Source organism: Treponema sp. R8-4-B8 (genome assembly GCF_054786175.1).
In genome coordinates, this window is record NZ_BDHE01000490.1 from 1 (window position 1) to 12,413 (window position 12,413).

General features: G+C 45.2%; 10 protein-coding genes. 4 read left to right on the top strand and 6 right to left on the bottom strand.

The annotated features are described in order from the left end of the window. Nucleotides 1–137: 137 nt before the first annotated feature. The 4 genes from ACYVRA_RS16895 to ACYVRA_RS16910 form a co-directional block, all read right to left on the bottom strand. A complete protein-coding gene (locus ACYVRA_RS16895; RefSeq protein WP_461251302.1) occupies nucleotides 138–1,649 on the bottom strand; it encodes a transposase in 1,512 nt (503 codons plus the stop codon). Between the two features lie 116 nt (nucleotides 1,650–1,765). Further along, nucleotides 1,766–3,940, bottom strand: a complete 2,175-nt coding sequence (locus ACYVRA_RS16900) for a methyl-accepting chemotaxis protein (RefSeq protein WP_461253906.1) — start codon at nucleotides 3,938–3,940, stop codon at nucleotides 1,766–1,768. 238 nt (nucleotides 3,941–4,178) lie between these two features. Beyond that, nucleotides 4,179–5,324 (bottom strand): hypothetical protein, encoded by a 1,146-nt coding sequence (locus tag ACYVRA_RS16905; RefSeq protein WP_461253907.1) that lies wholly within the window; start codon nucleotides 5,322–5,324, stop codon nucleotides 4,179–4,181. Nucleotides 5,325–5,377: 53 nt separating this feature from the next. Next, a complete protein-coding gene (locus tag ACYVRA_RS16910) occupies nucleotides 5,378–5,812 on the bottom strand; it encodes a hypothetical protein (RefSeq protein ID WP_461253908.1) in 435 nt (144 codons plus the stop codon). Between the two features lie 57 nt (nucleotides 5,813–5,869). Here ACYVRA_RS16910 and ACYVRA_RS16915 point away from each other — a divergent pair, with 57 nt between their 5' ends. Next, nucleotides 5,870–6,109: a hypothetical protein gene (locus ACYVRA_RS16915; protein ID WP_461253909.1), complete on the top strand. Its 240-nt coding sequence runs from the start codon at nucleotides 5,870–5,872 to the stop codon at nucleotides 6,107–6,109. Nucleotides 6,110–6,298: 189 nt separating this feature from the next. On the opposite strand, the gene ACYVRA_RS16920 is transcribed toward ACYVRA_RS16915, so the two are convergent. Both ACYVRA_RS16920 and ACYVRA_RS16925 read right to left on the bottom strand, forming a co-directional pair. After that, the gene (locus ACYVRA_RS16920) at nucleotides 6,299–10,207 is read right to left on the bottom strand and encodes a beta strand repeat-containing protein (RefSeq protein ID WP_461253910.1); all 3,909 of its coding nucleotides are present in this window, start codon (nucleotides 10,205–10,207) and stop codon (nucleotides 6,299–6,301) included. A gap of 28 nt (nucleotides 10,208–10,235) precedes the next feature. Then, on the bottom strand, nucleotides 10,236–10,928 hold the full coding sequence (locus ACYVRA_RS16925) for a FecR domain-containing protein (protein WP_461253911.1): 693 nt from the start codon (nucleotides 10,926–10,928) through the stop codon (nucleotides 10,236–10,238). A gap of 222 nt (nucleotides 10,929–11,150) precedes the next feature. On the opposite strand from ACYVRA_RS16925, the gene ACYVRA_RS16930 reads away from it, so the two are divergent. The 3 genes from ACYVRA_RS16930 (at nucleotide 11,151) to ACYVRA_RS16940 (ending at nucleotide 12,233) form a co-directional block, all read left to right on the top strand. Then, complete coding sequence (locus tag ACYVRA_RS16930; protein WP_461253912.1) at nucleotides 11,151–11,483, top strand: helix-turn-helix domain-containing protein; 333 nt, start codon at nucleotides 11,151–11,153, stop codon at nucleotides 11,481–11,483. A gap of 92 nt (nucleotides 11,484–11,575) precedes the next feature. Further along, the gene (locus tag ACYVRA_RS16935) at nucleotides 11,576–11,818 is read left to right on the top strand and encodes a hypothetical protein (protein WP_461253913.1); all 243 of its coding nucleotides are present in this window, start codon (nucleotides 11,576–11,578) and stop codon (nucleotides 11,816–11,818) included. Further along, nucleotides 11,802–12,233, top strand: coding sequence for a PIN domain-containing protein (locus ACYVRA_RS16940; protein ID WP_461253914.1), 432 nt, complete (start codon nucleotides 11,802–11,804; stop codon nucleotides 12,231–12,233). Before ACYVRA_RS16935 ends, ACYVRA_RS16940 begins: the two co-directional genes overlap by 17 nt. Nucleotides 12,234–12,413: the final 180 nt, after the last annotated feature.

Genomic DNA, 12,413 nt, shown 5'->3' on the forward strand with positions numbered 1-12,413 from the left:
GAGCTTGTAGAAAAACTCATTTCTCACAGATTCTGTAGTCCTTCAAAGAAATAAAAATTGGTGTTATTGAAAGTTTAAACTTCTACACAATTATTTTTAAATATCCGTTACCACTTCCGGTAAGGTTTATCCGTTTCTTACGCGTATCCATTCATTAAGTTGTACCCTTTCAGGCATTTGCCAAGATTATGAACCATGCAATAGAGCTGCCATTGGCCGTTTACTTTCCCAGTTCCCCGCAATGAAAAACGATTCAGTCTTTTACAGTAGGCGATATTAGAAAACACAGGTTCGATTATTTGTATCCGGTACGCGTACAGATCCTGATATTCCTGGGTGTTCAGTTTTTTCCGCAACGCCCGGATTAAGCTCCCGCTGCCGTTGCGCTCGGATATAAACAACCCACGCCCGCCGATTAATTTGCTTGGATCTTTTTTGCTCTTCAGGCATTTCGAAGCAAGCGGGCAAACGCGGCAGTCTTTCACGTTCGCTTTATACACTCTCCCTTCATGCCCGCCTACCGTATCAGTTTTTTTAAAAGCAAGCTTCTTTCCGTTCGGGCATTTATAATAATCGCCTTTTTTGTTGTATTTAAATTCATCCGCGTTATATTTCCTGTTCTCATTTGTTTCAAGCCTTTTTTTGTATTCCAAGTCGGCTATTACCGCTTCCACCCCGCGCTCCTTGCAGGCTTTCAAATTTTCTTCGCTGAAATAATTCTTGTCAGCCAGCATTATCATTTTTGCTCTCTTCTTTTTTTTTACCCCCGCTTCTTTCAAATTAGCCAGCGCGCCGTCCAGCATCCGCGGAAAATGCGGGCCTTCGTGCGCGTCGCCTACCGCCCGCGCGCTTATTATTATTTGTTCTTTTTTGTCCGATACCGCCAAACCTATGTATCCCTGTATGTATTCTTTGGAACTGTAAATAAGCGCGCTTTCATTGTCGGTCACGTTCGACCTCGTCTCTTTCCCTCTTTTCCCTTCTTTCTTTTCCATGTTTTCCAAAAACTCGCTTATCTTTTCTATCCGCCTGTTCAGTTTTTTCTGCCGTTCTTGATAATGCCGTTCAGTTTCTTCGTCCCCTTTTCCTTGTTCGTCCTGCCGACGGTGTTTCGCCACATGCTTTTCCGCCATACGGCGATACACTTTCAGTTTCTTTTCCAGTTCTTCCGCCCTTCCGGTCATTTCCAGCGACGCGTTCGACGGCAGCCGCAGTCCGTCAACCGCGAATTCCTGTCCGCCTATAAGCCCTAATTCCGCGCAGTAAGCTAATACCTTTACAAATGTTTCCTCAAACAGCACGCCGTTGCCTGATATGAAATCCGCTATCGTCGTCCAATGGGGTTCCATGTCTTCCGCGAGGGCTTTGGCCGTTATATTATTCCTGCTTAATTCATCCAGCCCGCGCGAGCTTTTTACGCCTTTTAAGTATCCGTATATGATGAGCTTTATCAGCACTCCAGGCGGTATGGCCTTCGCTCCCGTTTGGTCATTCTTGTAGTTTTTGTCAAACATGCTTATGTCTATTCTTTTTCCTATTAGATCATTCAGCATGTACTCAAATGTCCCGGGCAGAAGTTGTTCTTTAAGATTTACAGACAAAAATAATCCCTGCCCGTTTCCCGCTTCGCTATGTTTATATCTTGCCATAATAAATTTATTATATCGCGGTTTTTCTTCTTATGTCAATTTTTTATTTTGTTATGCGATATTTATTGTTTTTCTACAAGCTCTTATATAGTCAAATTACTGTATTAACTCCCACTTTACTCCACCTTAAACCTTGAAACTTCCTGTAACAGAGTCTCAATGCCTGCGCGGTTTTTGGCGCTTATCTCATTGACGTGGTTTACCGCCGTGTTCACCTGATCCGCGCCGGAGGCCATTTCGTTCATGCCGTTGGTAATTTCCACCGAGATTTTTTCGAGGTTACGGCTTTCACTCATTACTTCCTTGCTGCCCTCAAGCATTTCTTCACTGCCGCTCTTTACCTGTTGGGTAATTTCGCTTATGCCAGCCGCGCTTTGTAGAACCTGTTTGCTTCCCTCACCCTGCTCCTCCATAGCGTTACGGATATTTTCTTCCTGCATCGCCACCGTCTTAACGCTTGAATCAATCGCTTCGAATTTTTCAAGCACGTTTTCGGTTGATTTAGTGATTTTGTCTATTGAACTTTTTATCTTCTTTAAAACATTGCCGATGGTTTTGGACTGTTCGCTTGAACTTTCGGCAAGTTTGCGGATTTCATCGGCGACAACGGCGAAACCTTTGCCCGCTTCTCCGGCATGAGCCGCTTCAATCGCGGCGTTCATCGAAAGCAGGTTTGTCTGACTGGCGATGTTTTTCATTAACGAGTTAATCTCCAACAGCCCTTCCGATTCGCGGGCTATTTCCTTAATGTCAGAAGCTACGTCATGTAATCCGCCGCGGCCTACTTCGGAAGCTTCTTTTAACGACTGGACATTAGCGGCGTTTTTAACCAGAGTGTCTGTTACCGAATTGACATTGGCGACCATTTCCTCAATGGCAGATGACGCACGGGAAACATTATCGCTTTGGCGCTCGACATGACCGTTTAATTTATTGATGTTTGCGATAACCTGTTCCATTGTGGCGTTAGTTTCGGTAACGCTGGCGCTCTGGCTTATGACGCGGCCTTTAATGCTGCGGATGTTTGCGGTAATTTCGTTTATCGCCGCAGCGGTCTCGGTCATATTACTGGCAAGGTCATTGCCAATATTGGACAATGTTGCAGCCTCATTTTTGATGATTACAATAAGTTTTTTTATTTTTTCCATGGTAAGGTTAAAATAGTTGGATAAAGCGCCTACCTCGTCTTTAGTGTTGTTGTTTATTCTCTTAGTCAGATCGCCTTCGCCTTCGGATATGTCTTTTAACGTATTGGTTACGTTGATAATCGGCTTGACAATGCTATTGACGACAAACATGGTTATTATCGCCGCTATTACCAGAAGGATGACGGCGAATATTATCGCGATAAATGTCATATCCCTAATCGGCTTGGTTATTTCATCCATGGGGAGACCCAAATAAAAACACCATGCGGTATCAATACCGGTAACATTGATAGGATAGTAAACGAGATGGTAGTCCTGTAACTTTGCCTTAGAATACCGCGTTAATACGCTGATTTTTCCGTCCTTAATTGATTGCGTTACCCGATTAAGATCTTGACCGAGCAAATCCCTTTCTGATGAATCAGTCTTGATATTTCCCGTAACGCGCGTTTTATCCCAATGCGCGAGTATCGTGCCGTCGTTGGTATATACTCCGCCTAATCCCTTGCCATCGTATAACTCTTTCACCAAATCATCGACTATATCCTGCATTCTGCTTGCAAAATCCACTCCGACCAGACCTATCGGCCTTCCGGCTCCGTTCCTGATTGGATACATGATCGCGATAATAGGAACATTTCCCATACCGGCTATATCCCTCCACACGGGATTTGAAATGGTTGGTTTATCAGTCATATTCGCCAGATAACTTTGCCAGCCTTCATAACCTTCGGGATAAACTTTAATTTGACCGTCACGTCTTGAGTAAAAAAATTGAAACTGTCCCAATTGCACATCACGGTTGTCTATGGTATTGGGAAGCCATGCCGTCCAGATATTTATAATTTGAGAATTCTGCCGAATTGAGCTTTGCAGGATTTCCTCATAATTAGTTCGCCGTAAATTTTCCTGAACGTTTTCATAATCGCTGAATAACTGGGCGATTATATTTGAGTAATCCGTGTAAACTTCGATACGCCGTTGTATTTCAATTGACGAGCTTTGCGCCAATTCGTGGGCGTAATCGAAGGTTGTGGCAGTTTGCAAACTTGTCGAGCGGGTAAGAATAAACACAGATAAAATAGTGACAGTTACCAGGATCATTCCAAGAATAATCACAGTTAATTTTATTTTAAGACTCATAAAATACTCCTTATCTATTGAGTACAATTCTATAGATAATTTTTTAAAAGCAGGAATTTATGCTAAGCATGAATAGTGTATAGGTTATTAATTGCAATTTGATTGTATACTTTTTAATTCTTCACAATTTAATTATTAGAATTTTGAATTCAGTGAGCAGTGAGCAGTGAGCAGTGAGCAGTTAGCAATGAGCAATGAGCAGTGAGCAATGAAGAATTAGGAATAACTTATTTGCGCGTTATAACAACGAAAACACCACGCTAATTTCCACGCGCCATAAATTTTCCGCTTTTGGCGCGGCGTCGCCTAGAGAGGGCATAAAAAGCCCTCCGCCGAAATTTACCTGCAAGTCGGACGCTGGGTTCCATATAAGCCGCGCGAAAAACTCGTTCCCTAATAAATAGCCATCGCTGTTTTCGCCTAACGGATACCCGTTGTACGTCTCTAAATCGCCGCGAATAAAATAAGTGGATGTAATAGTCGCTAAAAAAGCGGGATGGAGGCGGACTGCGTAATCAAGTGAAATTGTCGAAAGGGCGGAAAGCTTCGCCTCAAGAATATCACCCTGAATTACGGTTGTAAGGGGCAGAAAAGCCGTTTTGCCATCTCCGCCGCCTGACGCATAACGCGCCAAAAGTGAAAGCCTGTTTTTAAACGTGGTGGGAGGCGTAAATGCGACTCCCGCTTCCGCCGCGAACGCCGTCCCGAATTCTCCGTCATTTTGGATTAGTTCAAAACATCCGCCGAGATCAAAGAAAAACGCTTTTACCGGCATGGTGAATTTTACCGACATATACTGGCTGTTAAGCGGTTTTTCGGCGGAAAGGTCGAACTGCCCAAAAATACCGGCTCTTGCTTGAACGGCGCCGCCCAAATGTTCCCACGCCAGAACGCCAAGAAAACGCCGTGGGGCAAAGTAGGTCGCCGAAAAATCGCCGTAGTTAAGGGGAGCGTTGTAGGCGTTGATTTCCTTCGCCGTCATTTCTATGTTGGCTCTTTTTTTGTAAAGCAACCCCGTGTATAATGCGCCCACGCTGAACGTCCCGATGTCGCTGTTATACGCTACTTTTACGCCGTCAAAAAGCCCTTCGGCGATAAAGCCAAGCGGGTCACTGTGGTATATCCGCCCAACTTCAAAAACCAAGTTGCCGAGGTGGAAGGAAAGTTCCGTCTTCAACAGTTCCGGCACATAGCCCCATTCCTTGTCGTAATCCGTCTCAAAACCTGCGGTAACAATGAAATCGCCGTTATCGCCAATCAAGCCGGAAAGCCTCGGCACGACGGCGATTGAATAGTCAAAATTTGCGCCGCTTTCTGCGCCGCTCTCTACGTTGCCGTATCCTGCGTCCTGATTAACAAGCAAGCCAAAATCTAAAGCCGGCAACAAATGACAGATAACAAAAAAATAACAAATAAAAAGAAACTTGATTCGTTTGTTCATAGTTCACCTTCGGTTCTGTCGAGGATTCTGCCAATCATAAAAAACAAAAGTTTTCCCGACACGGCTATTTCGGGGTCGGCTCTCCCTTGAATTACGCCCTGATACACCAGTTCCCTGTACGCATAGTGGGGGCTTTTCACGGCGGAATACATGATACCTCCCTTAATACCGAACGCTCCCATGATTAAGAGTGAAACTTCATTGAGTGTGGCGGCGCCGTTAGGTGCGATTTTGCCGGACAGCCATTTCTGTTCCACGGCGTAGCTGAACGCTGAGCCTTCCGCCGTTATGTCAGCGGCTCTAAGCACGACGGACGCCGCCTGCTCGTAACTCAGAGCGTCGCTTGCCAATAGGGATTCAAATTCCGCCGCAGTTTGTGCGAAAAGCAAACTTGGTATGGATAGTAGGAAACAAAGTAAGATTTTTTTCATTGATCGCTCCTAGATTGATAATTTTTGGTTTTCATGCTATATTTTCCCGAGAAATTGATGGAATACACTGACATGACTGATGAAGAATACGACGCTCTTGATGAAGAACTGACTCGTACTGTTCCCAAGTTGGGTCCTGACGGAACCGGTTGGCTTGCACAAAGGGAATTGCGTCTTTTGGGGCTGTCGAATATGACTGTCAATTACCTTTTTACGAAGGCAGCGGCTGACCGTAAAACTCCCGTCCAAATCATTGATGAAATGGTGAAGGAACGGGTCGCCGCCGCCGCTATATAATCCCTCTCTCATTTTTTTTCTCTCTCCTCCTTTTTTAGTGGATAGTATTCAGCATCATTGTCCGTAAGCCGCGCATAATACTCCAACGCTTCGCTTGCAAACCTCGCTCTCTACATACTATCCGCTAACCTCTACATACTTCCTTTAGCATTTAGCTTTCACTATCCGCTATCCACTAACTACTTTCCCTTATGGCACAATATCGCCGTCTTTGACCCTGATCGTGTTGGCTGTGGTATCAAGAGTGCCGCCGGGACTTGTTTGGATCCATGTGCCTCCGCTAAAGGTTCCGTATTGGGCAGTGCTGTTTCCCTTATATAAAGCCGCTCCGCTAGCTGCCGTATTTGGGTTCGCCCCACTCGACCCGTTGATTGTCCCTGTTTCCATTTGGAACTTTGAGGAGTTATTGGTGCTTAAACACACCCCGCCGCCGTTGCCGGTAGCGGTGTTGCCATAGATTGTCCCGCCTGTCATGTTGAAGGTTGCTTGTGAATACACCCCGCCACCGCCTATGCTGTAGCCAGTTCCTGTGGCGTTATTGCCGTAAATTTCCCCGCCTCTCATATTGATGGTTCCGGCGTTAAAATATACCCCGCCCCCACTAGTTCCGGCTGTATTGTTATACACCGAGGCGTTTCCATTCATGTTGAAGGTTGGCCCTGGGGAGCTATTGGGACCATACACCCCGCCGCCATTGGTGGTAGTGGTATTGTCATGCACCGATGAGTTGTCATTCATGTTGAAGGTTGCGCTCCCGCTAAGAGACACCCCGCCGCCGCTTCCGGAGGTAGCGGTATTGTCATGCACCGAGGAGTAGCCATTCATGGTGAAGGCTACGCTGCTATCGACATACACCCCGCCGCCGCCGCTACTACCTGCAGAGGTATTGTCATGCACCTTTGAACTGCCTTCCATGGTGAAGGTTGAAGGTGCGCTTGAGTTGCCGTTAAAATACACCCCGCCGCCGCCACTTGAGGTATTGTCATGCACCTCTGAATTGCCTTGCATGGTGAAGGTTACGCCGTAGTACAAATACACCCCGCCGCCGCCGCTGCTGCCTGTAGATTTATTGCCATGCACTGAGGCGCTGTCTTTCATGGTGAAGGTTGCGCCTGTGCCTGTTGCGCCGCTAACAAACACCCCGCCGCCATCGCCGGTGCTAGTGTTGCCGAATACCGATGAGCTTCCCTCCATTGTCAATCTTGCGTTACTACCAGATAAATAAATCAAAGACCTGTTATTGCCGCTGTTCCCCTCAAAGCCGGTGTCGTGAATAACAACGGCCTGGTTCGCTCCGACATAGAGCAATGAGCCGGTACTGCCAGAAGGAAGGGTAATGGTGTGGTTCCCTGTAATTGTTACGTTAAGCCCGGTAACGCCGCCGAAGGTTGCTGCGGTTGTGCCTGCCGCATTGGGAATGTCGGCAAGTATGTTGATGATGTAGTCCCTATTGTTGCCGCTGTTTGCGATTGCAGTTTTTGCGGCTGACCAAGCTTCGGTACTGGCAACGTTAAAAGAAACAACAGCCAAATCGCCGTTTGTTACCTTAAGAGTGGTAGCTGAGTTATCAAGAGCGTCTTTGCTTTGCCATTCGCCGTTACTGTCAAAGGTTCCACGTTGCAAAGTACCGCCGATTTTATATAAAGCCGCACCAGTAGTAGTTGCCTTGTTTTTCAGTGTTGTGACTTCTTCATCCGTGCCATAAATTGTCCCTGTTTCCATGCGGAAGGTTGCGTTTGAGCCGCTGACACTCACCCCGCCACCGTTAGTGGCGGTATTACCGCTTATTGTTCCTCCTGACATTTTGAAGACTGGAGGATTTGAGGTTTCGGTGTAAGGATTTATAGCCACCCCCCCACCGTTAGTACCAGCGGTATTGCCGCTGATTTCCCCACCTGTCATGTTGAAGGTTGCGCCAATAACACACACACCACCTCCGGAGCCGGCTTTATTGCCTTTAATTTCACCGCCTATCATGTTAAAAGTTGCGTTAGTCACATAAACACCGCCGCCGAAATAGTAGTAGAGGCTTTCGTCAACCTTATTGTCATGCACCGAAGCGTTGTCTTTCATGGTGAAGGTTGCGGTTGCGCCTGTGCCGTAAACATACACCCCACCACCGTATCTGTCGCTTGAGGTATTGCCAAATACCGATGAATTACCTTCCATTGTTAAGTTGGCGTTAGTGCCAATATAAATCAAAGACGTGTTATTGTTGCTGTTCCCTTCAAAGTCGGTGTCGTGAATAACGACATTCTGGTACGATCCAACATATAGCAATGAGCCGGTAGTTCCTCCTGTAAGGGTTATCGTTTTGTCCCCTGTAATGGTTACGTTAATAAATGTAACACCGCCGAAGGTTGCATTAGTATTGCCTCCTGTTTCAAAGCTGTTGATTATGTTGATGGTGTAGTTCTTTATGTTGTCTACAGAGCCGTTGCCTAATCTTATGATTTCAGCTTTTACGGCTGACCAATCGTCAGTGGTAGAGACGTTAAAGGGTGCCTCTGGGAATACCGCCGTAACAGTGTCGTCATTTGTATTGAAGATGACTGAATTCGCTCCATCTACCCTGAAGAAGTCTGTCGCTATGCCCGCAAAGGTGTAGTTAGCGCTATCATTCAAGATTAGAGTTATGGTTGCGGTGTATGGTGTTCCGTATGCGAATTTATTATTTGTTACTGTCGGAGACCATGCTACCTCTCCAGTGTATTCCTCAGTTGCGGTGATTTCTGCAACCGGAGTTCTGTTGAATGTTGGGACGGTAACGCCGTAGATGTCGGGCTGCTCAACAACTTTCTTGTTAATTGTCAGCGTCCCTGCGCTAAAGCTCGTTGTGGAAGCGTTATAATTTGTTCCCGCCCCCACATCAAAGGTTACGGCGTATGTTCCCGCGTTTATCGGCGCTATTTCGCTTTTGGCATACGTTGTATCGCCCGTCCCTTCATAATAAATATTAATATCCCCGTTAGACTTTCCGTCTTTTGGCGTTACGTGAACAGACTTTTGCTCGCCATTATAATGAACTGTTACGTCTCCGGTAATGTCAAAATCGTCTCTTACAGGTTCCGCCTTGCTTACGGTCAAATTGCCAGTGTCTTCCTCAAAGTGTATTCCGTGTTGTATTTTTACCGGCTTTCCGTTGTGCAATGAGTGAACCAAATGTTGACCGTGAGCCGGTGTAGCGGTTAAACCTTTTGCCTCAAAATTTGCGGCTTCAACATCTTCTATCTCGTAGGTATCATAGGTCAGCTTTACCACAAGCCCTGATAAATTAAGCTGATCGCCATGCGTGTAGGTCGTTTTTGTCGGCTGTGATTTTATCACCATGTTCGTAACTTTTCTTGGGTCTGTTATCGGAAAGGTGTAGGACAAAGTGACGGTCGTGCCTGTGTTGTCCTCTACTACCGCTGGTTTGTTTCCGTTGATAGTAGCGGAACTCAATCCTGTAAAGGTGTATCCGTCTTTTGCCGTCAGCGTTACTGTGGCTTTATAAGCCACATTGCCGAGGAACGGATTATCGGGCGGAACCCATGTAATGCCGCTTACGGTAAAATTGCCTTCGCCTTCTTCCACGGTTGTTTGCGGTTCATCACCGTTCACTGGCACAAGAATATTGATATTTACAGTTTCTATGACTATCGCTTCAGGGTCTGGTATTACTTCGTCAGGCGTTTTGTTTTCCACTTGCCTCATAGTTATTAAAACAGTGTCGTTATGTCCCTGCCTTATGTCCACGGAGGCAGAACCTTCCGCTACAAGCGTATCACCCAAGTACGCTTTCACGGTAATGAGCCAATGACCCGGCGTAACTGAAAATTGAACCGTTTGCCCCGCCTTCACGCCTTCCCGTTTTACGTCCGCTCCCGGCCCGCCCGTAAAGGTTATGGTGTGGTCAAGTTGGGCAATGTCGATTTCCGCCCATGGAAGATAAGCCGTTCTTGCATTCCCTCCGCCAATGGAAATGGCGATTAACCCGCCGCCATTCCCAGCAACATCTTCCCCTGCCGTTATGGCTTCTTGACAAGTGATTGAAAAAATACAGGCGGCAAGCGCGATAAAAATCAACAATATATTATTCGTCATGGCGTTTTTCATAAAACAAAACCTCCTTTGTTTTTTTGAATTAATATTCGATACCTATGCCAATATCACCATCGTTGGACTTGTCAGTAGTACCAGAAGCGGATGGAGTGTTCACTACTTTCGTTTTACCGATGTTTCCCGTCGTTGCTGGGTCATACCCTACAGGGTAGGGAAGTACAAGCCCCTCGCTGTCACTGCTCTTGGCCTCCCTTGCGATGCTGTAAGCGCCTACTCCGCTAAAGGAACCGGCGCCTACCATTACCGTGTATCCGGAGTTTCCTTTAAAAGCCACAGTCCCTTCGCTGACGCTGACATTCATCGTGTCAAAGTAAAAACTTGTCCCTCGCACCGAAGCGGTAGCGGAAGGACTGGTTACCGTAAACGCGGCTTTGCTTCCGGCGGGCGGTTTCACGTCCACCTTTACTCTTCCAGCTTGGAGGTTCATGTTGACAGTTTCCGTCCCCGCCGAAGCGCTAATCTCCGTAAGGGTCAGGCGGGTAAGGGGACGCACGGCAATTATTACGCTTCCCACCTCAATCAAGGCGGTGCTTTTAAATCCGGTGGAAACAATAGTGTCCGCCTTTACCTGCGCCCCCGAAGTTGCGGCTGTATAATCGGCCGCTCCAGCGTATTTTAATTCCACCGTTCCGGTGAATTCTTTTATCACTCCGTTCTGGGCAAAAACGCAAACGCTTAGCCCCGCAAGTAAAATTACAAAAATTACCTTTTTCACAATAACCCCCTTAGTTATTTTCTTTATAATCTTGAAAAATAAGCGTTTTACGCCTTTTTCATAAAGAACTACTCAAAAAACGCCAAAAATACCCTTTTTGTACGCAAAAATATGTCATGCTTATAAAATAAAGACAATCATGTTAGGTTAGTAATATATACCATATATAGTTACTTATGTCAACTGTTATAGTTGTTTTTACTAACCTATTTTAGAGTACAGATGGATAACGCAAGGGAACTTCTTGCTGCAAATATTAAAGAAAAACGCAGTTTACTTGGGTTCACTCAGGAAAAACTCGCCGAACTCGTTGGCGTATCGTATCAGATGATTCATGACATTGAAGGATGTCGCACATGGGTCAGTGATAAAACGCTTCAAAACCTTTCCATAGCCCTTGAGGTCGAGATTTATGAACTTTTATGTCCGCCCTCCAAAAACATTGCCAGCAATAACCAAAAAAAAGAATTTAAACCTCATCTGATAGATCGACTTTACAAAACGATGAAGTCCGATATTGATCGCCGTTTGAACGATTTTTTTGGCTCACGCTAGTAATTGGTAGTTGTTACCGAAATTCGGTAGTGTACCAGTGGAATAAAAGAGCGACATTGACAGATTGATTTTAAGACAATATGATAAGTTATATGGAATTTGTAAGAAAAGTTGTAGATTCTAGTGTTCTGGATCATGTGCTTTCTCTCCCCCATTCGTTTCATAACCACAAAGTGGAAATCATTGTTTTTCCTGTTCAAGACCGAAAAACGCAATTAAACGATTTAATGGAAGGCTCAATTACCCAATCTCTCATTGGGGCTATCCCTCACTCTGACATTACCCTTGATGAAATTCGTGCTTTAAGGCTCAAGAAATATGACAGTATTACTTGATACCAATGTCGTTCTTGATGTCTTGCTGAAACGGGAACCGTTTCTTGAAAAATCTGCTCTTGTTTTGTTACTTTCAGAAAAAAAGATCATTGACGGATATGTAACAGCCTCATCAATAACAGACATTTTTTTTCTTACTAACGCAACATATAAGGACAAACAAAAGAGTATGAATCTTCTCAAAAAATTGTTAAAAACTGTAAACATTGCGTCAGTTACAGGAGAAGAAATTTATCGTGCAGTTGAAATAAACTGGAGCGATTTTGAAGACGCTGTTCAATATTCCACTGGTGAAAACATACATGCGGATTATATTGTTACCAGAGATTTAAAGGGGTATATTGATAGTTCTATTACTACGGCTACACCTACAGATTTTTTGACTATTATTGAACAAGACGAAAAAAATGATTGACCTCTATAGATGATCTTTCAGCGAAATGGTATGGGATCGGATTACCGCGTCAGCATAAACCGCTTGCCGTCTAACGGTAAAAGTACTCCAGCCAAAGACCAAAATCCCCCAATAAAGAGTAATCGCCAGTTTATAAAAAACAAATAAAAGGCTTGACCTTAGCAAAGACATAAAAGATGA